Origin of the sequence: Phyllobacterium zundukense, assembly GCF_025452195.1 — a bacterium.
Classification (GTDB): Bacteria; Pseudomonadota; Alphaproteobacteria; order Rhizobiales; family Rhizobiaceae; genus Phyllobacterium; species Phyllobacterium zundukense_A.
The window spans coordinates 636,317-662,187 of sequence record NZ_CP104972.1 but is presented as its reverse complement, the minus strand read 5'-3'; the positions used below and the strand labels follow the sequence as shown (position 1 = coordinate 662,187).

Here is a 25,871-nt window from a genome sequence, read left to right as displayed (position 1 = left end):
GTTGAGAGGAGATTTCCATGCGCCCGCTATTCGGCATCTGTTTCTGCCTGGCCATGATTCTACCTGCAGCAGTCTATTCCGCCGAACGCCGGTGTGGCTGGTATTCCAGCCCGACACCCGGCAACCTCATCCTGACAGACGGGGACGGCGAGTGGTGGATTCAGACGCAAGGACGTCCGGATCCCAAAGGTATCGACAATCTCCCCGCCTTTGACGATCGGCAATTCGTGGAGACCAATGTGCCTGGTGCGGGTTACGGTTACGGATGTGCTTGCATGACCGTCGTGACCAGCGCCAGGCAGCAAAGGATTACCAGAGTGATCGCGGGCGACATCCTTCCCCTGGCGCGATGTCGCAATGACGGATCTCTGCCCGATCCGGACTGATGCCGTCATTCTCTGATTTAAGCCGACAATTATCACAGGGAGGTCCAACCAAGACAATTTTGCATATCGCGCAATTTTACGAAACGACAGAACTGGAGAAACCAATGAAGAAACGAGCAGCAGTGGCACTCATTTTGGTAGGCAGCTTCGCCTTGACGGCCTGCCAGTCGTCGTCGTCGGACCCGTCCGTTCGAGCCCACAATGCGGAATTCGGCTGCATGGCCGGCACCGTAGGCGGTGCGATCGTCGGTGGATTGATAGGTAGCACGATTGGTGGCGGTACCGGCCGGCTCATCGGTGCAGCAGTCGGTTTGGGCGGCGGTGGCTACATCGGCAACCGCCTGGCTTGTGGCTAAGGCCCGCAAAACGAGAAGGGACATCAAGATGAAAACAAAAATTGCAACGGCCGTTTCGGCCCTCCTGCTTTGCACCGCGGTAGCGACAGCGCAGCAGCCCACACCAATGTATGAAGGCCACCGGGATCAGCTCGATACCAACGACAATGGTTCGGTGAACCGGACGGAATATCAGGCTTTCATGAATGACGCTTTCAAGAAGCTGGACACGAACGGGGACGGCAGTTTGCGCGCCGGCGAAGTTGGCAAAGTGCTGACCCCGGCCCAATTTGCCGCGACGGACCGCGACGGCAATGGCAACGTGAGCCAGAAGGAATTCATGAACCAGGTCATGGCCGACTTTGCCAAGACCGATAGAAGCGGCGACGGCCAACTCCAGTAGCCCTTTCCGCAGGGAGATGGGATTGGGGAAATGTCTTTTCTGAAGCCCTTGACCTCTTCTGGCAGGTGTTCAAGCTCCTGCGCATCGCTGCAATCCTGTTCGGCGGACCAACATCCGCCGCACATGTTACCTCAGAAAGCGAGTCCGTCATAATCGACCAAAGCTGAAAAACGGAGTGAGCTAAATGTTCGATCGCAACCTTCTGGAACCAGGCTTTCCCGTCTCTCACAATATTGCACATATAGGTGAGCCATGACCTCAAAATCAGAATGCGGCGGCGCTCATTCGATGCGTGCAGAGATCGAGGCGACGGGGCGCGCCTTCAACCCCGACACGCGGGGCATCGCCCGGCGCCTTGAAATTCAGTCGGTGACCTGCGCTCCTGGAGCGACAGGGGCGGGCGGGTTTACGCTCGCCTTGCGCTTGCCGCCCTCGTCTTGGGCATTAACCCCGACAAAGCGTTTCCTCATGATTCCAAATCATCATTCCTCGGGGAGATGCGTCCGGTGAGCCGCTGGGCGGATAACTCACCGAAGACGAACTCACAATGGTCAACCGTGCTCTTGAGAGAAGTGTCGATGGATGGCGCGACGATGAACATCGCGCGGCGGCCACGGGGCGTAGTATCGGGGAAGGCATCATCAAAGGCATGCAGCGAGCCGATCTCATCAAGGACTGCATGAGAGCTCGTCGATTCATAGTGATGATGGGAGGCCGTTAATGTCATGATCAGGCTCCTTTTCCTGCTTCTTGGGGCGCGTGCCTTGAAACCGATGTGGCGGCTCCTGATGGTTGCAGGCGTCGTCTGGATGCTCCTCGGTATCCTGATCCTGTTTGATCTGAGCGATGGAGTGCTGTCCGTTGTCCTGGACACGCTCGCCCTCTTCCTCGTGATCGAAGGGATCGTGGAGATCGTAGCGGCTGTCTCGCTCGGACTGCGCCGGCATTGGATCGACGCGCTACGCGGCGCGGCTTTTCTCTTCGCTGCATTTATCGTCGTCAACGTGCCGTGGGACAACAATATCGGCGCTGCGATCGTCTTCGGCGCTGCTTTCCTGATCGACGGATTGCTCCGGATTGGTTCGGCCTATGTAGTGCAAAGCCCGCGGTGGAGGGTCGGGATCGTCGCCGGGCTGATCGAGGTCTGTCTGGCAGCCATGATCCTTTTCGCTTGGCCGGTGCCGCATTTGTTGACGGTCCCCTTCTGCTTCGCGCTGCTTCTTCTGACGTCGGGCTATGCCCTCGTCCGCATGGCCTTACCCTTACGGCAGCTGCCCGACGGCGCCTCCATCACCTCCCTCCCGCTTTACGCGGCGCGCAACTGGCAGGGCGGCAAAGTCCATCCGGTTGTTACAGATGATGCGGCTGTCGGCAAAGGCGACAAGATCCTCAACGTTTATGTCTGGACCGCCATCGGTTCCGTGAAGGACCCGGAGCGACGCTTGCTAGTCGATCGCTATGTGGCTGCCGTCGACAAGAAAGGCGTGGTCTCGACCGGACATAGCGCGCTGGAAATGCCGCCAGACCTTTATGTCAGCCATTACCCGGCCAATGACATCGACCACAGCCCGGACGATTTCCGTGCGCTTCTATCGGCGGGCCATGAGAACGACGTGCCGGGGCGCTTCAATGAATCGCTGGCGATTGAAGCTGCCGCCTGGTGCATGCCGGACCAGAAAATCACCTTCTGCCGCTTCAACCCGCAAGCGCTGAAAAGGTTCTGGCAAGCCTATTCGCAAGACACGACCTACAATCTCACCGCACGCAATTGCTCGACCACAGTCATCCAGGCGCTCGACGCGGCCACTGAGGGCGCAGCCTACACGGGACGGCCCTGGCGCGATCTTTTCCGCATCGTCAGCGATCCGCATTTCTGGTTGATGCGGATCGTGCGTGGTAGAACGGAAGCGATGACCTGGACGCCGGGGCTGGTACTCGACTACACGCGCCTCCTCGAGCAGGTGATCGAGCATAGCGAGCGGCGTTGGAGGACGCGGATCGGCGAAGCTTTCCGTGCGAGACGGGTACTCGTCCACAAGCACGGGCATGCCGAAAGAGATAGGACCGTGTCGTGACCGGTCCGACAAGAACGGCAGGGGTCGTGATCCTGACCGCCGCCACCTTCGGTCTGACCTATGGCCTCAGCGCGCCGCTGATCGCGCTCGAGCTCTCGGACGCCGGCTATTCGGAAACACTCGTCGGCGCCAACAGCGCCATGTATGCGATCGGCGTGCTGCTCGTCGCGCCTGCGCTTCCGCATCTGTCCAGGCACTTGGGTTTTGGCAAGCTCGCCAAGTGTGCGCTGCTCCTCGCCGGCGCGCTCTTCGCGGTTTTTCCGACCGCGCCTTTCCTGTGGTGGTTTCCGCTCCGGGCGGCGTTGGGCGCGGCTGCCGAGGCCCTGTTCGTGGTCTCTGAAACATGGCTCAACCAGATCACCAGCGAGGAAAAACGCGGCAAGACGATCGCAATCTATGTGACTGCTTTATCGGCAGGCACCGCGCTCGGCCCGGGAATCCTTGCGCTCGTCGGGCGCGATGAAGCGCTCGCTTTCGTCATCGGCGCGGTGCTCACCCTTGCCGCCTGCGTGGTGCTACAACTCGGCCGTCCCCGTGAAGCGAAGCCCGAGCGGGCCGTGGATGAAAGTCCGTTTCGCTATCTCAAGCGCGTACCCGTGGCGGTTGCTGCCGCAGCGCTGAATGCGGCTTTGGAATCGGCAGGTCTTAGCTTGCTTCCGTTGTATGCGATCCAGCTTGGCTGGCCGGAACAGTCGGCCACCTTCCTGCTCACGGTCCTGCTGATCGGATCTATCCTGCTCCAGCTCCCCATCGGCTGGCTGGGCGACAGAATGAACCGTCGCATTCTCGTCGTCATTCTCGCCGCAATCTCAGCCGCTGGCGCGCTCGTCTGGCCCGCCGCCCTGGCGCATGCCTGGCTTGCCTATCCACTGCTGTTCGTCTGGGGCGGAGCTTTTGTCGGTATCTATACGATAACTATCGCCATTCTCGGTGATCGTTACGAGGGTGGTGAACTGGTGAGCGTTTATGCCCTGCTGTCGATCGCCTGGGGGCTGGGTGCGCTTGCCGGGCCGCTAATCGGTGGGATGGTGATGGAGGTTTCGTCGCGCGGACTGCCGATCTTCGCGGCTGCCGCCTGCGGCCTCTTTGCTATCTTTGCCGGGTTCAACAATCAGTCGCCGAATTGATTTCAAAGCTCGGGCTTAGCCGAAATCAGCCGATGCCAGACTTTTAACACGCTCTGAGGCCACAAGCAGCGCCAATGTTACGGATGCGCTTCCGCGATCAATCCATTTGCGACTGCTGATTCAGCCGGGTGGTATGTTTGTCATAAGGGTAACTTACCTTGGCGTTAAAAGCCCCTTCCCATGTGGGCTCCGCCTTCCGAAAAGGTCAGCAGCACAGGCGAGTCATGCCAAGAGCGTCGACATAGGCTTCCGCCTTGGCTGGCCGTTTTGACTCGCCTTCATGAAGCCGATAATTTCTGCGGATGCACCGGATTGAAGAGAACGTATGACAAGAGACGATGATGCGAGTAAGGACGCCTATGCTAAGGCCGCCGAAAGGATGCGGAAGTGGCGAGCCGCCAATCCGCTGAGCCCCGAGCAAAAGGCCAAGGCCGCAGCGAGGTCACGGAAGTGGCGGCAATCAAACAAAGAACACAACAGCGCCTATCAGAAAGCTTACCGCGCCGCCAATCGCGAAAAACTCAACGCTCAACAGTTAGTTTACAAGGCGCGCCGAAAAAGAGCCGCGGCCCTGCAGAAACCTGCTGTGATTTGACTGATTGGAAGTCCGCCTATCTACCATCGGAGATTACTGATCCGATAGGCTGCAAAGTGTGTTTGTAGAATTCTAGGCACAAATCGAAATCTACTGAAAATTTCGCTCCTATCGGCATTTTCAAAGGAAAAGGTTTGTCGTGCTTTTGTGTTTGTATACGACGTCAATTCGCCTGCAACGCTGCCTTGCAAAGCTCAAAGCGTTCCAACTGGGTTGCCTAAGTGCAGTTCAGGATCATCGAGGTCAATATGTATTTGTCCTTAACCTTCGGTTTGGCTTCGCTTTCGCGATGAATGATCAGTGGAAAGACCAGCGCCTATCCAGCGGGCCCTCCACCAACGGGTACGTCAAGAGGCATACTTACGGGTGCCGAAGTTGAGGCAGTGATCGAGAAGATGGATCAAGACGTAAATATTGTTAGCGATTTAAGCGCGTATTCGAAACCATGTAATCAATGGAGGATTGACCCCACCCCCTCGTGGAGACTTGGTCACCGCAAAGCATCCATAATATTAAAGAGATTGTTGCGGGAGTTACCAACAGGCCTAACACCGGATACTCAGTTCCAAACTCACTCGTGAATTCATGAAACGCAAAGGCTGGCTGGACAATGACTGATCCCATCAGCGACAGCATACCCATCGCGCCTTTGGCGTCTTTTCGGCGGTTCCTATCGCATCGTCAATCCACTTAGATTACTGCGCGCCGGCGATATTCTCCGGGGGTGACACCAAGACAACGGCGGAACACGGTCGTCAAATGGGACTGGCTGGAAAAACCGCAAGCGAGCGCGACATCGACGAGCGGTGCGCCTTCGCGTTGCAACAAGGCTCGAGCCCGTTCGATCCGCCGTACCAGCACATAAGAATGGGGCGACATGCCAACTGTCTCTTGGAAGCGATGGGCAAAATGATAGGTGCTCATCCCTGCGATCGCAGCGAGCGATGACAGTCGCAGATCGTGGTCGATCCCATCTTCGATGTAATCGACGATACGTGCAACACCCCGGGCCGGAAGCTTGCCGAATGGTCCGTGCCCGTTTCGCTCGCCGTGACTCGATAACCGCAGAAGGAATTTTTCAGCGAGGATCAGTGCCCAACTGTCGAGGAGAAGATTGGTAGGCTCGATCAGGGAGGCCGTATGCCGTATGCGCTCCAGGCTGTGGTGTAGTTGGACATCTAGTACATCGGCCGGCATCCGGATATGATCGTGGGTGAGCTCTATTCCGAACAGCGAAACGCAAACCATGCCCATCAGGTCGAATGGAATGTGGAATTGCATGAAGCTCACCGGCTGCTCGAAGCGCCATTGTGCGCCCTCGAACGGCAACATGGATACCAGGCCCGACGGCGCCGCATCGCGCCAGGCCGTCGCTGCGCTCGTGCGGAGCGAGGCACTGACGAAGTTCGGATCACCCTCTTGCGGGGAATCCTCGATAGTCGAGAACCAATAGCTCAATTTGAGCGACGCCGTTTCGGCGCCGATCATGCGTACCGGTGCGATCAAATGATCTGTCCAGTATCGCGGCACCCCAGAAGTATTAACCGCCCTGCAGGAAGCAAGGCCGGCGCGCTCGCCGTCCCGTTCACTGTAGCCGAACCCCCGCCAGGCCTCGTCGAATTTCAACCGCCCGCCCTCCAGGCCGCCTAAACGCTTTTGGTGGCGCAAATTTATGCGAAGCATCGAAGCGCCTGTCGCAGCAAAATAGCAAGATTTTGAAATACGCGCCAGCCGCGGACCCTTATCTGACATCGGTGTTCGCTTCGTGTGGTGCGGGGGGATAACGAAACCGCGGGGGTGCACGGCAATTAGTTGAATGGCGCAACGTGATGCTGCGTCAGGGAGCAGCAGGTCAGGTCGCCGAGCGCTTGCGCAAGTTCAGGGAGACAAAAGATGGTAGAAAATCATGGGCAGATTTCAGGCGGCCTCAATCGCCGGGACGCGTTGAAAAGCACAGGTGCGGTGCTGGCCGCATCGATGACCGGGATGGCGACGCCAACCGCGGCGCAGGGGCGGCAGACGGCTTCGTCGGCCAACCCAGAGCTGCCGATTGGCCCCCGATTGCAAGGCGTCCAACATTTCGGCCTGACGGTCCAGGACATGGAACGAGCCTTCACCTTCTATACCGAGGTTCTCGGCGGCACCGAGGTAATGAGGGACGGTGATTTTCAAGGTGAGCGTATTCACAATACGCTGCTGACCAGTCAGGAAATCGAAGCGCGCGCACGCGGTGTTAATCCGCGCACCATAGGAATTCCCGACCTTCGCGGTGGCGCCCAGCGGCTCGACGTGCGCTTCATCCAGTTCGACAATGTCGTGATCGAGCTTCTGCAATATCGCGACGCCGACCAGCCAATGGGTGGTCCGCGAGCGTTCGCCGAGCCACTCGATCATATGAGCCCTGCCTTTCCACGGATGATGCACATCTGCTTTCACATCCGCGACGACGTCGATTTCAACCAGTTCATCGCCGACCTCGAAGCGGGCGCGGCGCGGCGCGGCATGACGCATGTCCGCGCGAACCGCGTCGTAAACGTTACGAGCGAGGCGGAACGCAGCGCAGCCCCGCTCGACGCCAATTCCAACCCGATCACGGAGGGCAAGTCGGCTGGGTGGCGGCTGATCTACTGCACCGGCTCGGAAGGCGAGCAGCTCGAGTTCGTGCAGGCACTGGGTCCGGTCAAGCAAACCTTCGACAGTGCGCTGGAAGCGCGGCGTAAAATGGTGGCTGCATCGCGCTGAGCGGAGTGCAGGCAATGAACGACCTTGCCGCCAACCTCTTCCTCATAGGCGTGTATACAACGATGAAGGCCGAACTCACGACCGAGGAAATGGGCCCCAGATTCATTCGGCGGCTCGAGGGCACTGTCTGCGACTCGGTCCCAATCCCACGAAGGAAGGAAATAAAATATGCCACGGACATTCCTGTCGCACATCAGGCCGGCAGCGCTGATTGCGGCCGCTTTTGCAGCGCCCTCGGCGATTGCCCACGACGCCGGCGGCCTACGCTACGCCGATATGCCCGCCGACGCCTATGCCGTCGTCGCGCAGGTTCGCGCCAGGCCTGGCAAGGAGGATGCGCTGCGCGCCATCACGTTATCGCTCGTGCCGCAGGTCCGCGCCGAACCGAATAACCTGCTCTACTTCCTTCAGGAGAACCGCGAGGCGCCCGGGCATTTCATCTTCTATGAGATCTTCGCCAGCCAAGCCGATTTCGAAGCGCATAACCAGACGCCGCATGTGCAGTCTTGGTTCGCGCGCCTGCCCGAGCTAGCCAATGGCGGGGTCACCGTGATCCGTATGAGTATCCTCAACAACGCGGCGACCGACCGCTGATGTGATCATGGAAAGCAGCGGGGGCGCTGCCGCTTCGCCAACGACCAAAGTGATCCGCTATTCATCTTAGAACCGAGCGAGGTCGGGCGGAGGGTGGCGGCGGTGCCAGGGTCCAGGATCGGCCCAAACCGGTCATTGGCCGAACGGCCTCGAGGTGACTGATCACTTCAGAATTCGTGATGGCTTGATTGCGTTCGGTATCCTCTGGTTGCCCTCGTCTCAGGCCTTTGTCTTAATGACCTCTTGCACCAATTTCCGAACCACTGGCAGATAGTTCCCGCAGTCGTCGCATTGGTTCGTCGATCAGACGCTACGACCTGCGCCGTGGCTTGCTGTTGTGCCACTTCGTGAGCTTCCCGTAAGTGGCGGTGGGCGTTCCGGTTCATCCACATAGTTGCCCGCCTCCTTAGCGGCTTGGATCAACGCAAATCGTGCCGATCCCGGTGCAAGTTTGCCTCAAGACAAGACAAGACGAGCGGGCATGTTTGCGGCGGATCGCCTGTAGCTATAAGGCTGTTTCACCGGTGTCCGGCCGGAGGCATCGGAAAGTATCTACATGCGAGCCATGTGATGCAGATGAATGCGATAGTAATTAAAAGGCGTAGATACCGTTTCTTCCCTTCAAGATATAAAACGGTGCCTGCATCAGATTTATTTTTCAACTCACAATAATGCTCAAAACGCATCTTGTGGGTCAGGCGGGTCAGTCTGTCGATGACTACATCAAATATATGATTGCGGTCTAAATCAAGTTATGGAGGGTTTTTCAACTAATGGTTCGGTTATACCTAATGCTTGCCGAGCCTTCGGCGGTTGACCGTTGTCGATGAGGTCGATTGCGCGCCCGACTTACTTCATGACGCTTGTGCTGGAGGTTTAAGTAGCACGTGCGAAGTCAATGCTTGGAACAACCTGTCAGGCGATAGAATCGAGGTAGCTGATGATCCTGTCATTGAAACTGTGGCTCGTACGTCGATGGTTCCCCGATGTTTTTGAACAGGCTCGTGCCTATCAGCTTGCCAGTATGAACATCGGTGATTTGAAGTGGTGGTGCGGAAGGGAATTTCCAATTCTCTACGATGCGTCGCAATGGTTGATGGACTCGCAGGCTGCATATTTCGCAGATCAAGGGACACCTAAACCGGCCATGGCCATGGCTATCTCTGATTTTAGGGAATACCTGCGGCGCAAACACGGGGATCTTGGCTGATGGTGATGTCATGCCTTGCGTATGATTTGACCGTCATGCATTTCAAAGATGCCGTTCTGGCCACCTTGCTGGTTAAAATCGAGTTCGAGCTCATCCCAACGGCCAAGGAGCTCTCCGCATGAGCTGCAGTAAATTGGAGTGTGGCTCTGAACGTTCTCAGGAATTTCCAAATAGATCGTACCGCAAGCCTTGCAGTCCAGCTTGTGATCCAGGCGTTGCGGCACATTGCTACCCATGATGTTTCTCAGATATGGAGCCAGGTGATGCTGAATGCGATAGGTGAGTGCTGTGCCGGCGACGCCCTTGCTCGGTTTCGGACCCGATTGTCTGCTCATTGATGACTGCCAGAGAGGTAATCAACTGGATGTCGCGTTTTCCGTTGTTGAAAAGGCGCATGACCTCCCGCGCCAGGCGTTGCGCGTGCGGATCGGTCCGAGGTGAACGTCCCAGCATTGCTGCTGCCCTGGCGTATGCGTCGGACATCACGCGCCAATCCTCTTGGCTATATACGTTTTCAGCAACGGATGTGAGTGATTGAAAGGTCATGATCGTACCCCATTATAGGCGGGAGCACGTTCCATCTCTCAAACGCCAGCGGCCGTTACATGCCTGGCGACTTTGATAATGTCCGCCAGAAGACGGAGTGAGTCAATGCAAAGCGATTTCATGAACCAATCCCGATGGTTGCAGTTTCGACACGGGAACCAACGCTCCACACAACGGTTGAGAGACCAAGGGACAATGAAATTCAGTGACGAAGAAAAGCCCAAAGGTGCGCGAATTATCGACTGGCAACTAAAGCGGCCGGAGTACGGTGAAGCATTGCGGTCGTATCACAAGCCTCGAGCCGACGATGAGAGATTCAGAGAATTTCTGCGACGCCTTGAAGAAGCTGAGCGCGAGCAAACAAAATGACATCACCGCAAAGCCCGACCCTCCCGAAGGCCTTTTGTGAACAGAAGTGTTCTTCAGGCCAGAACCGGCGCGGGGACTACCGGCGGCCATGATGGCGACCGCTGAAAGTCAGTCACCCGGTTTGTGGAGTTCCACTCGGTTGCGACCGGTCTGTTTGGCACGATAAAGAGCCATGTCTGCCCGGCGCTGAAGCTGTTCCGGCGAGATGCTATCGCCAAGTGCCTGAACCGCAACGCCGATGCTGAGCGTGACGCAATTGGAGACGCTGGTTGAAGGATTTGAAAGGGCGGCAGCCTCAATGCTCTCTCGAATACGTTCAGCCAGCGCGGAGGCTTCGCGTTCTTCCATCTCCGGAAGAACGACAAGAAATTCCTCGCCCCCGTAGCGAGCGACATGATCGCGCTCTCGTCTCATGTGGCTTTGAATAATACCGGCCACCTTGATAAGACAGCGGTCGCCCTCGGCATGACCGAGCCTATCATTAAGGTTCTTGAAGTCATCGATGTCGCACATCAGCATTGCAACCTGCCCACTGTATTTCCTGCTACGGCTCCAGAGTTGATCAAGCGTTTCCATCATCCAGCGTCGGTTAGCAATTCCGGTTAAGGGGTCAGTCCTTGCAAGATGCTCAAGCCGGGCATTGGCCTCTGCGAGTTGGTTGACTCGCCGCCTGTCTCTGAGCTCAAGAAGAAAAGTCTTCTGGGCCAGGATGGTCATTGTCCGTCGTGCGACAATCGTCGCGATGATACCGATTGCAAAAAACAACGTGGCACCCAGACTGCTCGCAATTTCGAGGTTTGGATTCTGCAACTGAAAAACAAGATAAAGGGCAAGCGCAAAACCCGCGATCGTTATCGTAGAAGAAAGCGGAATTGCGAAGATGATGATCGCTGTGATCGCCACGAACAGCATAATATTCAAATGCCGTTCGTAGAATTCTCCTCCCGCGCTCCTGCCCACCAATGCAATGGATAGGAGGATAAGAAATATGCCCACTATCAAAACGGCCGCCTGCAGCCAGTGCGCGCGAGGTTTGCGCCAGACAAAGGCGACGCCCAGTGCGACTGGCGGGAGAAATGAGCCAGGCAAGAGCATGGACAGCGCCACGTCTCGTGGAAGCATGAGCAGGTTGAGCGCCAGCGTCAACACGTCCAGCAGGGCCACCCATATCATCCAGGCGCGGATAATCTTGGCAGTTTGTGACCAGATTCGGTCCCGAAACACGCGACTAATTTTGCCTTTGAGGCGAATGTCGCGGGTACGGCCGCCCAGAAGCCGCTCGACTTCAGCCATAATCAAAGGATCATTTTGCACATCGAATGGCTTAAGCGCAGCTGAAACTGTTTCCTCCCGAATATCCATCCGTGACAGTTATAGGATATTTCGTTGAAGGCAAGGACGGTACAAATCAGAAAGATCAGACTGGCTCGCTCCTGGACCTTAAATTTGTGCGATCATGAAGCTCATCTCTTGAAGGTCAAGTTGGTCGTTCGGTAAGGTACCCGAATTTCAGCGGGGTATCGCCTTCAAGCGGCCGTTCCCATACTGGCAGCCTCGCGAAACGATATGAGCTTCTGGCTGTGTTCATCCCATGGGACCAGCTAGGTTAACGGGACAAATCGGAGCCGCTTTAGCCCTTCAGATATGTGTTTTGCAGACAGAAGGAGTTTGTGGCGGCGATTTATAACGATTTACATCTTAAAACTGGTTTTTTCGCAATTCTGAGCAGAGCATACGCCTATAAAATCTAGGCCCGCCCAATAACCTGTCTTTAGAATCGAGGAGTAGCGGACATGATCACTAACGCAGCATTGCGTACACCAACCGAACTTGGTGAAGACGCTTCGAAGGACATTGCAACAGCGTTGACAAAGCTTCTTGCCGACGCGTTTGCTCTGTACATCAAGACCAAAAATTTCCATTGGCACATGTCAGGTCCTCATTTCCGAGATTATCATGTGTTGCTTGATGAACAGGGCGACCAGATTTTCGCCATGACTGATGCGATTGCCGAGCGAGCCCGCAAGGTGGGCGGAGCGACAATTCGTTCGATAGGACACATCGCACGGTTGCAGCGCATTCTGGACAATGACGCAGATTTTGTAACGCCCGAGGATATGGTTGCAGAGTTGGGCGACGACAATCGCCAGCTTGCCCGCTCCTTACGGGCGACCCACGCGACTGCAGAAGAATATAATGATGTTGCCACAACCAGCCTAATTGAAAACTGGATAGATGCGACGGAACGGCGAGCCTGGTTCCTATTCGAGACTTGCCGGCGATAGGGATGATCGATGGTTCGCCTGGAGCACCAGCGCGTTGTGACGGATGGAAGCCTGCCGTTTGGCATCGTACCGGCCGGGCAGATAGGCCGAACCACCCGTGGTCTCCAAATCCGTTAAGCCCTCCGCACGAGCCGACTTGCGGCAGCGATGGGCGGGTCACAACGTTCATTCTTAGGCGGGGGACGCCAGAGAAGAGCTCTCATTCGAATGCTCGAAGCTTCAATCCCACTGGGGGAGTGTTCGAGGCGCCAGCAGATCATGAACCAGCCAGCCCGGTTCTTTCAGCACAAGACCAATTTGAGTGTACGTTTTAACGTCAGGAGGCCACAGTGACTTCCGGTGAAACATCGACCCAAAATGACGAGCAAGCCGCGGTAGACTTGGCGACAACTCGTTCTGCAGTCGGCTCGAGCAAAAAAGGTCGCCTCATACGCATCGGCCTACTTTGCTTGGTTGTCCCTGTCGTTGCCGCCGCGGGAACCTACTTTGTCATAAACTATGTTTCGGTCGGTCGATTTCTCGTGTCAACAGACGACGCGTACATTCAAGCTGACGTTGTTCCAATTGCACCACAGGTGGAAGGCTACATCAGAGAGGTGTTGGTTACTGATAACCAGGCGGTGAAATCTGGACAATTGCTGGCCAAACTGGACGACCGAACTTATCGCGCGGCCGTCGATCAAGCGATTGCCGCAGTTGCAGAGGCCCAAGCGTCTATTACTGACATAGAAGCTAGGTTGGACCAACAACAATCTGCCATTCAGGAGGCTGGAGCAACCACCAACGTTGATAAGGCAACGGAAACTTTCGACAGCCAAAACGACCAGCGTTATGGTACATTGGCGACCTCCGGATACGGCAATGAGCAAAACGCACAGCAGGCTCACGCGCAGGATCAAGCTGCAAAATCAACAATAATCCGTGACGAGGCTGCACTGCTAGTTGCTCAGAAACAGGTCGCAACTCTCAACGCAGAACTAGGTAAAGCGAATGCTGTCTTGGCGCAAACGAAAGCAGCTCAGGACCAAGCAGAGTTGAACTTAGGCTATACTGTAATAACTTCACCTATCGCCGGTGTTGTAGGAGAGCGGACGCTCCGGCCGGGGGAGTTTGTGCAACCTGGCACGGGGCTTATGGCGATTGTTCCGTTAGAATCTACTTACATTGTTGCGAACTTCGAAGAGACCCAGCTTTCAGACGTACGCGTGGGACAAACGGTTACTGCGCGGATCGACACATTTCCGGACGCTCGCATTGTTGGATATGTTGACAGTATGGCACCTGCCAGCGGCGAGGAATTTGCACTTCTTCCGCCCGATAACGCCACAGGGAATTTCACGAAGATTGTTCAACGAATTCCCGTTCGGATCACTCTCGATCGCAGCAATCCCCTAGCTGGAAGGTTGAAGCCTGGCATGTCCGTGACAGCGACCATAGATACCCGCACGACCCCGACAACAACGGAGTCTGCCGGACAGTCACCAAACCACACCGTACCATGACTGAGGCCGTGGTCATAACGGAATTGAATCAGCGTGCCAGCCTCAGGACCTGGGTCGCCGTTCTCGGCGGCATTATTGGGGCGTTTATGGCGGTTCTAGATATCCAAATTACCAACGCCTCTCTTCCCGATATCGAGGGGGGCATCGGCACTGGGTCCAGCAACGGGACATGGATCTCCACGTCATACCTTATAGGCGAGATCATAATGATACCGCTGACCGATTACCTGAGCCGGGTATTCTCTTTCAGGCGCTTGTTGTTGACAAATGCCTGTCTTTTCTTGGTGTTTTCAGTTGGCTGCGCTTTTGCTGAGAATTTGACCCAGATGATTTTTATGAGGGCATTGCAGGGGTTTACTGGAGGCGTGATGATTCCGATGGCATTTACGCTTGTACTGACACAACTTCCTCGCAGCCAACGTCCGATCGGAATCGCGATTTTCGCAATGACAGCTACTTTTGCACCGGCAGTGGGACCCACCATCGGCGGATACCTGACTGATAATTTTGGGTGGCAGTATGTATTCTTCATAAACGTGATACCAGGTTCCCTGATGATATTGCTACTGTATGGTAGTCTGGATCGGCAACCCTTAAACCTCGGTCTACTCAAGGAGGGAGCTTGGTTAAGTGTCGGTTGCATGGCAGTGGGGCTAGCAGCGTTCCAAACTTTTCTGGATGAGGGAAACCAATATGGCTGGTTCGACTCCGATTACATCATTAAGCTTGCCTGTGTTGCGGCTGTATTTCTGATCCTTTTCATAATCATCGATCTTACTATCGCTAAGCCACTGCTACCGTTAAGACTGCTTGCCCGTCGCAATTTCGGGCTGGGCACGTTGGTAAATGTATTGGTGGGCTTCGCTCTTTATGGGTCAGTATATGTCCTTCCGACATATCTCGGACAAGTTCAAGGTTATGACGCTGAACAAATTGGGTTGACCCTGGCCTGGATCGGTTTCCCTCAACTTCTCCTTATTCCATTCGTACCGATACTTCAGAAATATGTCGACGCTCGACTCATTGTCTTCGTGGGATTGTGCATCTTTGCGACAAGCTGCTTCATGAATATCCATATGAGCGCTAACTTTTCCGGGCCACAGTTTGAAGTCTCAAACCTTGTGCGCGCGATGGGTCAAGCTGTAGTGCTGGCCCCTTTGACCGGTATCGCCATGGTCGGGATAAGCCAATCGGAATCGGCAGGTGCATCAGGAATTTTCAATATGCTTCGCAGTCTCGGCGGTGCAATCGGAACCGCTGCCCTGGCGACCTTTATAACGCAACGCGAAAAATTTCATTCCAATATAATTGGCCAATCGGTCACGGAATACAGCGTCGCCTCACAGGAGCAGCTACGGAGCCTCAAACGCTATTTCAGATCTCGCGGAACCAGTAGTGAGAGCTTATCGGAGGGTCTGGCACTGAAAGCGCTGGCCGACGAGATTTCGCAACAAGCACTAATAATGGCCTTCTCAGATACTTTTCTGGCGCTTGGGGCAATCTTGTTGATCGCGGCGACATCAATCGCATTCACAAAAGGAGATCCTACCGTGCGTCGATTGAGAAGTTAGGCAACAGACGGACCACGCGCGCCAGGGACCTGCTCTTGTCCGTCACAGATCTCTTCAAACTCTGGAAGGACACACTGCCGCGCATCTCCGGCAAGTCAAACTCGCCGATGCCTTCGCGATGCACTTGCGCGGCGGCGCACGGCCTTCGAGCGCTTCCTGGCTGACGGTCACATCGAAATCGATCCCTATATCGTCGAGCGGGCAATCCAGCCCAAGATATCGTCCGAAAAAATGCTCTTTTCGCCGGCAGTGCTGGTGGTGGACGAACTGGTCCACGATTGCGATGCTCGTTCAGACCGCAAAGATTAATCAAGTCCATCCACTGGCGTGGCCTGAGCCAGATTCGAGAGCCTGGATTCATACGTCTCTCCCATCGTCCGCCTTGGAACACTATCATCAAACGTTCAATCCACTCGGCAGCTGCCGATGAGAACACGGATGGCATCGACAGGCGACCAGTACAACTATGGATTCGATCATTCGCTGACGCCAAACCGCGAGGTATATTGTTTCACGATCTGCGCCCAATTCGTTATTGATCAGTGGCGACGCCTGTAGCCTTGATGAAGGATGCCCAAGTGTTAACGCTCTCCTGAAAAATCTTTGAGAACTCCTCGGGCGTTGTGAAAGTTGGTGTGGCCAACATGTCATCTGTGAGCCGCTTGGCGAGCGTCGGATCGGACTGCACCCGGTTGATAGAATCCGAGATCTTCCGGACAATTTCCGGCGGCGTACCTGCCGGGGCGAATAGGCCAAACCAACTGTAGTCTCCAAATCCGTCAACTCCCGCCTCTGCAAGTGTGCCCACTTGCGGTAATGCAATCAAGCGGGATGGGCCGGTTACAGCGATTACTCTTAGACGGGACCGGCTCGCGATACGCAAGTCACCGGCACCCACATCCACCTCATCGGATAGAACCGCTCTGACTATATCCGTGCCGCCCTTGTAGGGGACGTGCGTCATCACTGCGCTCTTGTCGAGGCGGATTTTTTCGATCATCAGGTGTGCAGTCGAGCCAACACCCCAAGTGGCAAATTTAAGTTCGCCAGGATGCGTCCTAGCATGCGAAAGAAGATCTGCGACGCTGTAGAAGGGAGAATCGTCGCGGACATATACGGCCAATTGTTGGCGGTTCAACTCCGTGACGGGCACCAGGTCACGAAGCGCGTCATAGGGTAGATTCCTTATGAGCGTATGATTCTGGGCGAGTAGCGAAATCGTCGCCAGCAGTGTGTAGCCATCCGCGGGCGCCTTCACTACCACAACGGTCCCGATGATTGACGAGGCGCCAGGTCTATTTTCCACGACTACGGGTTGACCCCATTGCTTCGACAGCCTCTCGGCAAGCATTCGTATCGCCAGGTCGTTGGACGTGCCGGGCGGGAACGGCAGAACAATACGCACAAGACGGTTTGGATAGTCCGCACTCTGAGCGATGGCTGGTTGGGTCAACCCACAGGTGCCCAGCAACCCAGCAGAAAGGTGTATGATCAATGCGGCCACCGCGAACCGGCTGGGCCGGAGGCAGTGCCCAAACCAAGCTCGGGGAAACATTAATACCTCCCTGATTCATGTCGCAAGGCAAGAAGGAGTTCCACCCCAAATGCCTCCAGCTCCTATGACCGTGCGATGAGCTGCCGCAAACTGGTGCAATATTGACCGAGTGTCAACTTAGGCTCAACTTTGATTCCTTGGCCCGGCGAAGACGCCAAGTTGATTTGTACAGCTGAGAGAGCATTTATTCGCGCTGTATTGCCCGCTTCTATTACCAATAGTGTTTGGTGGCATAACGGCGGATCGTCAAGCTGGTTGAACTCGGTGGCCCTGCAGTGGGCTGGCCGATTAGGCCGGTACAAGTATGTTATATCCGTTTGTCCGCTAAGCTTACGGCTCGGCGCCTCAAATAAGAACTTGTGGCTCCAAACGAAGAGTCTTAAGTTTACTCACCTTGGAGGCTAGCGTGTCCGGGCGCATCCGAAGGTACATTTGCGACGATTTGATCATCGTATATCGGTGCGCGCGGAGAAGATCATCCGACTTATCGGGTTATGCGCAGAGGAAAAACGGCCGATCATAAATCGACGCTCCTTGTGCTAAAGCGCTGTGCTATTGGTCGGGGGTTTTTGCGGAATTGGAGAAAGGGTTAGTCTTGGTACGTTATAGGTCCTAGGGGATGCCAAATAATCGAGCGTCGCTGCGCCCGAGCACACGGCCGTCCAGCTCGGGGGCTGTTGCGGCCAACGCTGCCCAATCGGGTGGCGATGAAGGAATATATTTTGGCCCTTTCCGCTTAAACGCCAGCGAGCGATTGCTGGTCAAGGACAACGTTCCTGTAGCTATAGGCGGCCGAGCTCTTGATCTCCTAATTGTCTTGACGAGTCGCCCAGGACAGGTCGTCAGTGTGACCGAGCTTCTCAAACTTGTCTGGCCGGATGTGTTTGTTGTAGAAGCCAATGTTCGCGTGTGCGTCACCACGCTTCGTAAGGCGCTGGGAGAAGGAAGAGACGGCGTCCGGTACGTGGTGAACGTTGCTGGCCGTGGCTACAGTTTTGTCGCACCGATCCGGCATGTTTCAACGAATAGCACTCCCGGAGCTTTGAACCTCCCAGCGGTGTCGCGAAATATGGTCGGCCGGAATGAAACTGTTGATGTTCTATCGTTGCTCTTATTGACGCGGCGCTTTGTCAGCGTTGTGGGGCCGGGTGGAATGGGAAAGACCACCGTTGCCGTGGCAGTCGCCAATACGCTGTGCAAAGATTTCGGCGAAGATGCGATTTGTTTTTTCGACGTCGGTTTGCTTACCGATCCAGCAGTCATTCCCGCGGCCCTCGCATCGGCGCTTGGCTGCGTAGTCCAAGGGCCTGATCCTGAACCATACATACGCGCATTTGTGGCCCAGAAGCGGATGCTGATCGTCCTCGACAACTGCGAACATGTAATAGAGGCCGTCGCATCTCTCGCTGAACGCCTCTTTCACGCTGCGCCGTCGGTACATTTGTTGGCGACCAGCCGCGAGGCGTTGCGCGTCGCCGGCGAAAATGTGCATCTGCTCCTGCCTCTCGACAGTCCCGACGTTGAAACACCATCTTCTGCTCGGGCCCTCGCGTCGTCGGCCGTACAGCTTTTTGTGGAGCGCGCGAGTTCTAGCGGATATCTGGCCGAACTCAGCGATAGAGATGCGCCGATCGTAGCGAACATCTGTCGCCGGCTCGATGGGGTACCGTTGGCCATCGAACTTGTAGCTAGCCGTGTAGGCACCTACGGTATTCGAGGGACAGCAGAGCTCCTTGATATAGGGGCTGAGTTAACAATGCAGGGCAGGCGGGACGCCTTGTCTCGGCATCAAACGCTGCGGGCCATGGTTGACTGGAGCTTCAGGCTTCTACTGCCAGATGAACAGCAAGTTCTATTGAGGTTGTCAGTATTCGTCGGCCAGTTCGATCTATCAGCTGCTCATTCAGTCGCAGCGTTCGCCAGTGGAGAGACACAAACGGTCAGTAACACGATTGCCAGCTTGGTGGATAAGTCTCTCATCTGGATCTCATCGACAATCAGCCCCGCCAGTTATCGCCTATCGGATACAACGCGCGCATATGCTGTGGTTAAGCTTATGGAAGGTGGGGAAGCAGAAGTGGTAGCAAAACGCCATGCCCGCCATTATGCCAATGTTCTCGAGGTGGCCGCGGCTAAAAGCTGGGCATTGTCCGACACCGAAATCAGCACGTATGCTGTCCAACTAAGCAACATCCGCAAGGCGCTCGCGTGGAGTTTTTCAGATTCGGGCGATCTATCCATCGGCGTGGAGCTTGTCGCCCATGCAGCAGGTCTGCTCTTACGTATTTCACTGCTCGAGGAGTGCCAGCAATGGTGCAGGAAGGCATTGGGTGCGTTGCCCGACGGGGATCGCGGTTCGTTACTCGAGCTCGCGTTGCAGGAAGCTCTAGCGATGTCAATCATGTACACACTCGGCAACACAGAGGAGGTTAGGGCGGCCATTGAGCGAGGCCTGGAGCTCGCAGAGAGCCTGGGCGCCAGAGAGCATCAAGCCGACCTGTTTTGTGGGCTGAACCTTTTTCTGACGCGTCGCGGTGACTTTAACGGGGCCTTGACCGCCGCCGAGCAAGGGGCCGAGATTGTCAAAGCAATCGGACGGACGGACCAAAGCGCCATGATCGCATGGATGTTAAGCACCGCGCATCACTGGGCGGGCGATCAGGCGACCGCGTTGCAGCATTGCAAGCGTGGAATGGAGCTGATGTCTTTTTTGCCGGGTCGTCGGAGCTTTTTTCGCTACCGACCGGCGGAACGGGTGAGCTTTTTTCGCTACCACCACTACGTACGTCGCCTGGGAACCCTAGCACGGACCCTATGGCTTTGTGGTTTTGCCGATCAGGGCTGCCAGATTGCATTTCAAGGGATCAAGGAGTTACAGGATCAGAGACTTAAGGAGTCACCGGATTTCAATGATCCCATCTTGGACAGCATTACCGTTCTCTACTCCATCCCCGTTTTGCATTGGAGCGGCAATATCAAAGATGCAGTAGCACACACGGAAAACGCAATTGCGCACGCGCAAAAATACTCGCTCGCTCCCTACTACGCGGCCGGCCTTGCGTTAAGGGGCGAACTCATGATCGTCAGCGGCGATGCCTCGTCGGGAGTAGAAATTCTTCGGCACGCCCTGAAAGCGTTGGCAGCCAATCAGTCCAATACAGTGACTTTGGCGACGTTGCGAGCACTTGCTGAAGGGCTAGCTCTATTGGGCCGGCACGACGAGGCGCTCAAGACAATTAACGAAGCGCTGACGCAGGCGCAGCGGTCCAGCGGGACATTGTGGTACCCTGACCTGCTGCGGGCCCGCGGCCAGATTCTGCTGGGACAACATCGTCCAGACTATCTGGCAGCTCAAAAGTCTCTGCTAGAAGCGATGGATGCGGCGCGGAAGAAATCTGCGCTGAGCTGGGAATTGAAAGCCGCTATCCCTCTGGCTCGTATGTGGAGGGACCAAGGGAAAAGTGACGTCGCCCGTTCGATGCTCGAAGGTATTTATTGGCGATTTACAGAGGGATTTAAAACACAAGATCTTGTTGCTGCGCGTAAGCTTCTGGACCAACTGGGCTCGGCCAACTGAGACGGACCTTTGATCGCGCGACCGGGACCGGCTCGAACTACTATTGCGCCCTACGCTCAAAGGCCTCTGATGTACACGATCAAGTGCCGTCGCTCATGGCAAATAAGTCGACTTGGGCGGCGTCGATAAACCATCAGCGCCAATTGTTTCGGATTCAGTTCCTGCAACAAGGTGGCCAATTTGTATTATGCGGACCGTCGCTAATTGGCAGGGTGAAGCAACACGCGGCTGACCTATCTGCGGGAATTGCCCATCCGCTGTAGCCGGTGAACCCAGGCCATCACTTTTCAAAATTCCATGGCATAGGCGCCTCGATACGGGAGTGATCAACCCGCAGGAGACGGCACGAGGAATCCGGATTGGCCTTCGAGGGATAGGGCGTTGAACTTGAGGATCAATGCCCGATTTACAAAAATTTACATCGCATAACTGGCTTTAGCATAATTCTGAGCAGACCTTCAGGCTCAGCAATCCCGTGCAATTAAAAGGAGAATGAACATGCGAAACCTTAAAGCCTCGTTCGCCACTGCGGTAGCTCTTTATCTAGTCTCCACACTGGTCCCGGCGAGCGCCGAGCCTCTAAAGAACATCGTGTTGGTTCACGGTGCCTGGGTAGACGCGTCGGGCTGGAAGCCCGTCTATGAAATCCTCACCAAGGACGGCTTTAACGTCACAATGGTCCAGGAACCTGAAACGTCATTCCCGGAAGACGTTGTTGCGGCGAAGCGAGTACTGGACCTTCAGGATGGGCCCACACTTCTCGTCGGCCACAGCTATGGTGGCTCGATTATCACCGAAGCGGGAGTCCATCCAAAGGTTGCTGGTCTGGTTTATGTCGCAGCGCACGCCCCGGACGTCGGTGAAGACGAGGGAACTCTCGGTAAAAAAACGCCCAGCATTCTTGCCAAGACAAACGGCGCGATCCTCAAAACGCCTGATGCTTACACCTACCTTAAACTGTCAGACTTTCTCAAACTGTTCGCACCTGATTTGCCTCGTGAGCAGGCGGAATTCGCTGCCAAGTCACAGGTCATGGCCGCGGCCAGTGTTTTCACCACCCCCTTGACGGCGGCCGCTTGGAAGACGAAGCCAAGCTGGGGGATCGTTGCTGGTAGCGACCAGATCATCAATCCCGATCTGGAACGTTGGTACTATGCTCGGGCCAAGAGCCATACGATTGAAATCAAAGGCGCCAGTCACTCCGTTTATGCATCCCATCCGAGAGAGGTCGCGGCGGTTATAAAGGACGCTGCTGAAAAAGCTCGCGAATAGCGAGTGCACCGATGCATCTGAGCTGACATGTTTTGACGGAGTGCAGATCATGGCGAATTGGCAGCATGGTCGGGAATCGCGCAATGCCCGGATAGAGGCCGGCGCGAAACTGGCTCAAGGCAAATTTGTAGCGGAGGCTGACGTCACCCGGCTGATGGAAGCTATCATAAGGCCGGGCGATCGCGTCTGTCTGGAAGGTGACAATCAGAAGCAGGCGGATTTGCTGAGCGCTGCACTTCTCGCCGTCGATGTTGCCAAAGTGAACAATTTGCACATGGTTCAATCCGGAATCGTGTTGTCGGAACACCTCGACATCTTTGAACGAGGCGTGGCCAAGAAACTTGATTACGCATATTCCGGGCCTCAGTCAGCGCGTATCGCAACGATGCTATTTGGCGGGAAGATAGAGTTAGGTGCGGTCCATACCTATCTAGAGTTGTTCGCACGCTATTTCATAGATTTGACGCCGAATGTTGCGTTGATCGCAGCCGTTAGCGCCGATCATGATGGCAATCTCTATACGGGGCCAAATACGGAGGATACACCGACTGTAGTGGAAGCTACGACTTTCAAAGACGGTATAGTCTTTGCTCAGGTCAACGAGATTGTTGATCATGTGCCACGTGTCGACATCCCTTCAGACCGGGTGCACTTCATCGTTAAAGCAGGCAAGCCATTTTTCGTAGAACCTCTTTTTACGCGCGATCCCGCCGCTATTACCGAGACGCAAATTCTGACGGCCATGCTCGCAATAAAAGGGGTCTATGCGCCATATGGCGTCCGCAGACTTAACCATGGAATCGGCTTTAGCACTGCGGCCATTGAGCTTTTATTGCCGACATATGGTGAAAAACTAGGATTGAGGGGTAAGGTTGCCAGCCAATTTGCATTGAATCCTCATCCAGCGCTTATTCCTGCTATTGAGTCTGGCTGGGTAAAGCAAATTCACTCCTTCGGTTCCGAAGTTGGCATGGATAGCTATATCCGTGCTCGACCCGACGTCTATTTTACCGGGCCGGATGGTTCACTGCGATCTAACCGTGCATTTTGCCAAGTTGCTGGTCTCTACGCATGCGATATGTTCATAGGTTCCACCTTACAGATCGATCTCCAAGGGAACTCTTCCACCGTCACGACGTCGCGCATTGCAGGATTTGGAGGCGCGCCGAACATGGGATCCGATGCTCGTGGTAGGCGCCATCCAAGCCAACCTTGGCTGCAGGCTGGTCTTGAAGCAGATCCCGGCGGGGTGGCCCCACTGCGTCGCGGGCGCAAGCTCGTCGTACAGATCGGCGAAACCTTCGGCGACAAAAACATACCTCTATTTGTCGAGAAGCTTGATGCACTGGCTCTTGCCGAAAAGCTGAAACTCGAACTAGCGCCGGTGATGATTTACGGCGACGACGTCACCCATATAATCACAGAAGAGGGTATTGCAAATCTGCTGTTATGCCGAGATGCGAACGAACGCGAACAGGCTATTCGAGGCGTGGCAGGATACACAGACGTCGGGCGAGCGCGGGATTTGAATCTGGTCAAACAATTGCGTGAGCGGCGTGTAATATGCCGACCCGAAGATTTGGACATCGACCCCCTAGACGCAGATAGAAATATGCTGGCAGCGCGGTCGATGAAGGACCTTGTCCACTGGTCCGGCGGGCTTTATGCGCCGCCCACGCAGTTCCGGAACTGGTAGAAGGAACAGGGATGGAAAACTTCCAATTACGCCATATTGTCCGCCAAGGTGCCCGCGGTGACAACAAGATCGCCATCATCGGAGTAGTGGCTTCGGGCAATCTCGAAGTACTGGTTGAGCGGGTTATGCCTGATGCCGAATGTCTGGTGGAAATCAAAACAGCAGTCGACGGCTTTGGAGAAGTGTGGGCCGCCGTCGTCGCCGACTTTGTAGACCGCTATTCCCCCGGCGGGCTAAGATTCTCCATTAATGACGGCGGCGCTCGCCCGGACACAGTTTCGCTGCGTCTGGCTCAGGCTGTACGATTGATAGAGGGGAAAGACCAATGAACAGTGGTTCAAAAATGCAGGCATCGATGCTGCAGCATCGCGACCAGATGACGAGCTGGTACGAGGCGTCGGCCAGAACACGGGTCCGGCTGCTGCTCGATCCAGAAACATTACATGAATTTGTCGGACCGCAAATGCGCGAAATTAGCCCGCATCTGCGAGTGTTTGATCTCCCCGAGCAGTTCGATGATGGAATTATTGTTGGGCGCGGCGAACTTGGCGGATCACCTGTATTTGTTGCCGCACAGGAGGGCCGTTTCATGGGTGGTGCCATCGGCGAAGTTCATGGGGCAAAGCTGACGGGTCTGCTTCGCGCGGCGCGGGACATAAAATCAGTACCAGTGTTGATTTTGTTTGATACGGGCGGCGTACGCTTGCAGGAGGCCAATGCAGGAGAAGTCGCTGTTGCCGAGATAATGCGTGCCATTATTGAGGCGCGAACGGCGGGGACCAAGATTATTGGACTGATCGGCGGACGTGCCGGCTGCTATGGAGGCGGCGGATTGATAGCTGGTTGCTGTTCAGCACTAGCGGTATCAGAACAAGGCCGTATTGCGGTTTCGGGTCCTGAGGTCATCGAAACCAATCGCGGCGTCGAGGAGTTCGATTCGCGAGATCGGGCGCTGGTCTGGCGTACCATGGGTGGCAAGCACAGGCGCTTATTGGGCGGCGCCGACGTCTTCACCGAAGATACAGTGGAAGATTTTCGAAATACCGCCATGCAGTTACTTAGATCAGTCGCAGATTTCAGCCTCGCCACCTTGATCAATGAGCAAGCGCGCCTTGAACAACGTTTGGAACGTTTTGGATCCTGCTTGGACGCTGTTGATGTCTGGTCAGCAGAAGCTGTGCCCCAACCAGACACTGTTCCGGGTTTGGCACCCGATGAATTCAAGAAGCTCGTCGATAAGGCCGGGAGGATCAATCATGATGCTCGATGACATCCTTGCCTCACTGTTTCCGCAGGGGCATTCAGTGAAAAAAGAAGAAGGCGTGATAACTGGGTCGGCCAAGTTGCGATCTGGCGGGCAGGCGCTCGTCATTGGTATTTGCGATCGAACTGCCGTCGGGATTGATGAGGCGATTTGGCTGTCCGGATACGTTCTTGATTCTCTCGAAAAAGACAGTGGACCGATACTTGTCATGGTGGACAGTGACAGCCAACGAATGAGCAAGCGCGACGAGCTCCTAGGGCTGAACGAATTTCTCGCCCACCTGGCCAAGTGTCTAATTTATGCCAACCTGCACGGCCGCCCGACCATTGGACTTTTATATGGTCATACGGCGGCCGGCGCTTTTCTTGCAACGGCGCTTGCAACGCGTGTTCTGGTGGCACTACCAGGTGCCGAACCTGTGGTAATGGATCTGCCGTCCATGGCCAAAGTGACAAAATTGTCGATAGAAATGTTGAAAGAACGGGCCAAGTCCACACCGGTATTTGCCCCCGGGCTGCAAAATCTTTTCCAACTCGGAGCAGTTCAACTTACTTGGGACGAACGCACTTCACTCGCGGATCGACTGGAAAAACTGTTGAGTGACACGCCAGACGCGGGCGACCGACGTGACACGCTTGGCAAGGAGCGCCACGGACGGCTAAAGGCGGCCGATATTGCGGAGCGCGTCTATGACCTCGCACTCCAGCGCTGATAGTTGTTCGCTGAGACGCCACAACCTGGCTTTCGTGGATCGTCGCGCGTGGGCA

The 25,871-nt window shown here is 55.5% G+C and carries 23 protein-coding genes and 1 pseudogene; 19 read left to right on the top strand and 5 right to left on the bottom strand.

Annotated features, from left to right (window positions below):
- Nucleotides 1-17: 17 nt before the first annotated feature.
- The 3 genes from N8E88_RS10745 to N8E88_RS10735 all read left to right on the top strand — a co-directional run bounded on the left by N8E88_RS10745 (nt 18) and on the right by N8E88_RS10735 (nt 1,124).
- Nucleotides 18-386 carry a DUF4087 domain-containing protein gene (locus N8E88_RS10745; RefSeq protein WP_262291733.1) on the top strand — a complete coding sequence of 123 codons (369 nt, stop codon included), beginning with the start codon at nt 18-20 and terminating at the stop codon, nt 384-386.
- Nucleotides 387-490: 104 nt separating this feature from the next.
- Complete coding sequence (locus tag N8E88_RS10740) at nt 491-742, top strand: YMGG-like glycine zipper-containing protein (protein WP_262291732.1); 252 nt, start codon at nt 491-493, stop codon at nt 740-742.
- 28 nt (nt 743-770) lie between these two features.
- Entirely contained in the window at nt 771-1,124 is a 354-nt protein-coding gene (locus N8E88_RS10735; protein ID WP_262291731.1) for an EF-hand domain-containing protein, read from the top strand.
- A gap of 466 nt (nt 1,125-1,590) precedes the next feature.
- Here N8E88_RS10735 and N8E88_RS10730 read toward each other — a convergent pair whose 3' ends face one another.
- The gene (locus N8E88_RS10730) at nt 1,591-1,851 is read right to left on the bottom strand and encodes a hypothetical protein (protein ID WP_262291730.1); all 261 of its coding nucleotides are present in this window, start codon (nt 1,849-1,851) and stop codon (nt 1,591-1,593) included.
- On the opposite strand from N8E88_RS10730, the gene N8E88_RS10725 reads away from it, so the two are divergent.
- The 3 genes from N8E88_RS10725 to N8E88_RS10715 all read left to right on the top strand — a co-directional run bounded on the left by N8E88_RS10725 (nt 1,850) and on the right by N8E88_RS10715 (nt 4,921).
- Nucleotides 1,850-3,199 (top strand): HdeD family acid-resistance protein, encoded by a 1,350-nt coding sequence (locus N8E88_RS10725; protein ID WP_262291729.1) that lies wholly within the window; start codon nt 1,850-1,852, stop codon nt 3,197-3,199. The two genes, N8E88_RS10730 and N8E88_RS10725, sit on opposite strands and share 2 nt — an antisense overlap.
- A complete protein-coding gene (locus tag N8E88_RS10720) occupies nt 3,196-4,326 on the top strand; it encodes an MFS transporter (RefSeq protein ID WP_262291728.1) in 1,131 nt (376 codons plus the stop codon). Before N8E88_RS10725 ends, N8E88_RS10720 begins: the two co-directional genes overlap by 4 nt.
- 325 nt (nt 4,327-4,651) lie before the next feature.
- Nucleotides 4,652-4,921 carry a hypothetical protein gene (locus N8E88_RS10715; protein ID WP_262291727.1) on the top strand — a complete coding sequence of 90 codons (270 nt, stop codon included), beginning with the start codon at nt 4,652-4,654 and terminating at the stop codon, nt 4,919-4,921.
- Between the two features lie 690 nt (nt 4,922-5,611).
- Here N8E88_RS10715 and N8E88_RS10710 read toward each other — a convergent pair.
- On the bottom strand, nt 5,612-6,604 hold the full coding sequence (locus N8E88_RS10710) for an AraC family transcriptional regulator (protein ID WP_262291726.1): 993 nt from the start codon (nt 6,602-6,604) through the stop codon (nt 5,612-5,614).
- A 210-nt stretch (nt 6,605-6,814) separates the two neighbouring features.
- On the opposite strand from N8E88_RS10710, the gene N8E88_RS10705 reads away from it, so the two are divergent.
- The 3 genes from N8E88_RS10705 to N8E88_RS10695 all read left to right on the top strand — a co-directional run bounded on the left by N8E88_RS10705 (nt 6,815) and on the right by N8E88_RS10695 (nt 9,467).
- A complete protein-coding gene (locus N8E88_RS10705) occupies nt 6,815-7,663 on the top strand; it encodes a VOC family protein (protein WP_262291725.1) in 849 nt (282 codons plus the stop codon).
- Nucleotides 7,664-7,831: 168 nt separating this feature from the next.
- The gene (locus N8E88_RS10700) at nt 7,832-8,257 is read left to right on the top strand and encodes a putative quinol monooxygenase (RefSeq protein ID WP_262291724.1); all 426 of its coding nucleotides are present in this window, start codon (nt 7,832-7,834) and stop codon (nt 8,255-8,257) included.
- 940 nt (nt 8,258-9,197) lie between these two features.
- Nucleotides 9,198-9,467 carry a hypothetical protein gene (locus N8E88_RS10695; RefSeq protein WP_262291723.1) on the top strand — a complete coding sequence of 90 codons (270 nt, stop codon included), beginning with the start codon at nt 9,198-9,200 and terminating at the stop codon, nt 9,465-9,467.
- 8 nt (nt 9,468-9,475) lie between these two features.
- Here the strand turns inward: N8E88_RS10695 and N8E88_RS10690 are convergent, their stop codons facing one another.
- Nucleotides 9,476-9,802, bottom strand: coding sequence for a hypothetical protein (locus N8E88_RS10690; RefSeq protein WP_262291722.1), 327 nt, complete (start codon nt 9,800-9,802; stop codon nt 9,476-9,478).
- Between the two features lie 688 nt (nt 9,803-10,490).
- The gene (locus tag N8E88_RS10685) at nt 10,491-11,744 is read right to left on the bottom strand and encodes a GGDEF domain-containing protein (RefSeq protein WP_410010560.1); all 1,254 of its coding nucleotides are present in this window, start codon (nt 11,742-11,744) and stop codon (nt 10,491-10,493) included.
- Between the two features lie 431 nt (nt 11,745-12,175).
- Here N8E88_RS10685 and N8E88_RS10680 point away from each other — a divergent pair, with 431 nt between their 5' ends.
- The 4 genes and pseudogenes from N8E88_RS10680 to N8E88_RS10665 form a co-directional block, all read left to right on the top strand.
- Nucleotides 12,176-12,667 carry a Dps family protein gene (locus tag N8E88_RS10680; RefSeq protein WP_262291720.1) on the top strand — a complete coding sequence of 164 codons (492 nt, stop codon included), beginning with the start codon at nt 12,176-12,178 and terminating at the stop codon, nt 12,665-12,667.
- Nucleotides 12,668-12,996: 329 nt separating this feature from the next.
- On the top strand, nt 12,997-14,169 hold the full coding sequence (locus N8E88_RS10675; protein WP_262291719.1) for an HlyD family secretion protein: 1,173 nt from the start codon (nt 12,997-12,999) through the stop codon (nt 14,167-14,169).
- The gene (locus N8E88_RS10670; RefSeq protein ID WP_262291718.1) at nt 14,166-15,740 is read left to right on the top strand and encodes an MDR family MFS transporter; all 1,575 of its coding nucleotides are present in this window, start codon (nt 14,166-14,168) and stop codon (nt 15,738-15,740) included. The genes N8E88_RS10675 and N8E88_RS10670 overlap by 4 nt, the downstream gene beginning before the upstream one ends.
- A gap of 41 nt (nt 15,741-15,781) precedes the next feature.
- Nucleotides 15,782-16,071 (top strand): annotated as a pseudogene (locus tag N8E88_RS10665) (transposase); the annotation flags it as partial.
- A gap of 201 nt (nt 16,072-16,272) precedes the next feature.
- On the opposite strand, the gene N8E88_RS10660 reads toward N8E88_RS10665, so the two are convergent.
- The gene (locus tag N8E88_RS10660; RefSeq protein ID WP_262291717.1) at nt 16,273-17,193 is read right to left on the bottom strand and encodes a Bug family tripartite tricarboxylate transporter substrate binding protein; all 921 of its coding nucleotides are present in this window, start codon (nt 17,191-17,193) and stop codon (nt 16,273-16,275) included.
- 721 nt (nt 17,194-17,914) lie between these two features.
- On the opposite strand from N8E88_RS10660, the gene N8E88_RS10655 reads away from it, so the two are divergent.
- The 6 genes from N8E88_RS10655 to mdcE all read left to right on the top strand — a co-directional run bounded on the left by N8E88_RS10655 (nt 17,915) and on the right by mdcE (nt 25,816).
- Nucleotides 17,915-20,872, top strand: a complete 2,958-nt coding sequence (locus N8E88_RS10655; RefSeq protein ID WP_262291716.1) for an ATP-binding protein — start codon at nt 17,915-17,917, stop codon at nt 20,870-20,872.
- Nucleotides 20,873-21,370: 498 nt separating this feature from the next.
- Entirely contained in the window at nt 21,371-22,144 is a 774-nt protein-coding gene (locus N8E88_RS10650) for an alpha/beta hydrolase (RefSeq protein WP_262291715.1), read from the top strand.
- A gap of 49 nt (nt 22,145-22,193) precedes the next feature.
- Nucleotides 22,194-23,840 carry a malonate decarboxylase subunit alpha gene (gene mdcA / locus N8E88_RS10645; protein ID WP_262291714.1) on the top strand — a complete coding sequence of 549 codons (1,647 nt, stop codon included), beginning with the start codon at nt 22,194-22,196 and terminating at the stop codon, nt 23,838-23,840.
- 11 nt (nt 23,841-23,851) lie between these two features.
- Nucleotides 23,852-24,169 carry a malonate decarboxylase acyl carrier protein gene (gene mdcC, locus N8E88_RS10640; protein ID WP_262291713.1) on the top strand — a complete coding sequence of 106 codons (318 nt, stop codon included), beginning with the start codon at nt 23,852-23,854 and terminating at the stop codon, nt 24,167-24,169.
- The gene (locus N8E88_RS10635; RefSeq protein ID WP_262291712.1) at nt 24,166-25,110 is read left to right on the top strand and encodes a biotin-independent malonate decarboxylase subunit beta; all 945 of its coding nucleotides are present in this window, start codon (nt 24,166-24,168) and stop codon (nt 25,108-25,110) included. Before mdcC ends, N8E88_RS10635 begins: the two co-directional genes overlap by 4 nt.
- On the top strand, nt 25,097-25,816 hold the full coding sequence (gene mdcE, locus N8E88_RS10630) for a biotin-independent malonate decarboxylase subunit gamma (RefSeq protein WP_262291711.1): 720 nt from the start codon (nt 25,097-25,099) through the stop codon (nt 25,814-25,816). The genes N8E88_RS10635 and mdcE overlap by 14 nt, the downstream gene beginning before the upstream one ends.
- The last annotated feature ends 55 nt before the right edge of the window (nt 25,817-25,871 follow it).

Bases quoted from the DNA above. Each gene is read 5' to 3' on its own strand.
- N8E88_RS10730 (WP_262291730.1), bottom strand. From the start codon at position 1,851: ATGACATTAACGGCCTCCCATCATCACTATGAATCGACGAGCTCTCAT.
- N8E88_RS10700 (WP_262291724.1), top strand. From the start codon at position 7,832: ATGCCACGGACATTCCTGTCGCACATCAGGCCGGCAGCGCTGATTGCG.
- N8E88_RS10655 (WP_262291716.1), top strand. From the start codon at position 17,915: ATGCCAAATAATCGAGCGTCGCTGCGCCCGAGCACACGGCCGTCCAGC.
- N8E88_RS10735 (WP_262291731.1), top strand. From the start codon at position 771: ATGAAAACAAAAATTGCAACGGCCGTTTCGGCCCTCCTGCTTTGCACC.
- N8E88_RS10690 (WP_262291722.1), bottom strand. From the start codon at position 9,802: ATGAGCAGACAATCGGGTCCGAAACCGAGCAAGGGCGTCGCCGGCACA.
- N8E88_RS10650 (WP_262291715.1), top strand. From the start codon at position 21,371: ATGCGAAACCTTAAAGCCTCGTTCGCCACTGCGGTAGCTCTTTATCTA.
- N8E88_RS10705 (WP_262291725.1), top strand. From the start codon at position 6,815: ATGGTAGAAAATCATGGGCAGATTTCAGGCGGCCTCAATCGCCGGGAC.
- N8E88_RS10725 (WP_262291729.1), top strand. From the start codon at position 1,850: ATGATCAGGCTCCTTTTCCTGCTTCTTGGGGCGCGTGCCTTGAAACCG.
- N8E88_RS10685 (WP_410010560.1), bottom strand. From the start codon at position 11,744: ATGGATATTCGGGAGGAAACAGTTTCAGCTGCGCTTAAGCCATTCGAT.
- N8E88_RS10680 (WP_262291720.1), top strand. From the start codon at position 12,176: ATGATCACTAACGCAGCATTGCGTACACCAACCGAACTTGGTGAAGAC.
- N8E88_RS10745 (WP_262291733.1), top strand. From the start codon at position 18: ATGCGCCCGCTATTCGGCATCTGTTTCTGCCTGGCCATGATTCTACCT.
- N8E88_RS10695 (WP_262291723.1), top strand. From the start codon at position 9,198: ATGATCCTGTCATTGAAACTGTGGCTCGTACGTCGATGGTTCCCCGAT.
- N8E88_RS10740 (WP_262291732.1), top strand. From the start codon at position 491: ATGAAGAAACGAGCAGCAGTGGCACTCATTTTGGTAGGCAGCTTCGCC.
- mdcA (WP_262291714.1), top strand. From the start codon at position 22,194: ATGGCGAATTGGCAGCATGGTCGGGAATCGCGCAATGCCCGGATAGAG.
- mdcE (WP_262291711.1), top strand. From the start codon at position 25,097: ATGATGCTCGATGACATCCTTGCCTCACTGTTTCCGCAGGGGCATTCA.
- N8E88_RS10670 (WP_262291718.1), top strand. From the start codon at position 14,166: ATGACTGAGGCCGTGGTCATAACGGAATTGAATCAGCGTGCCAGCCTC.
- mdcC (WP_262291713.1), top strand. From the start codon at position 23,852: ATGGAAAACTTCCAATTACGCCATATTGTCCGCCAAGGTGCCCGCGGT.
- N8E88_RS10635 (WP_262291712.1), top strand. From the start codon at position 24,166: ATGAACAGTGGTTCAAAAATGCAGGCATCGATGCTGCAGCATCGCGAC.
- N8E88_RS10715 (WP_262291727.1), top strand. From the start codon at position 4,652: ATGACAAGAGACGATGATGCGAGTAAGGACGCCTATGCTAAGGCCGCC.
- N8E88_RS10710 (WP_262291726.1), bottom strand. From the start codon at position 6,604: ATGCTTCGCATAAATTTGCGCCACCAAAAGCGTTTAGGCGGCCTGGAG.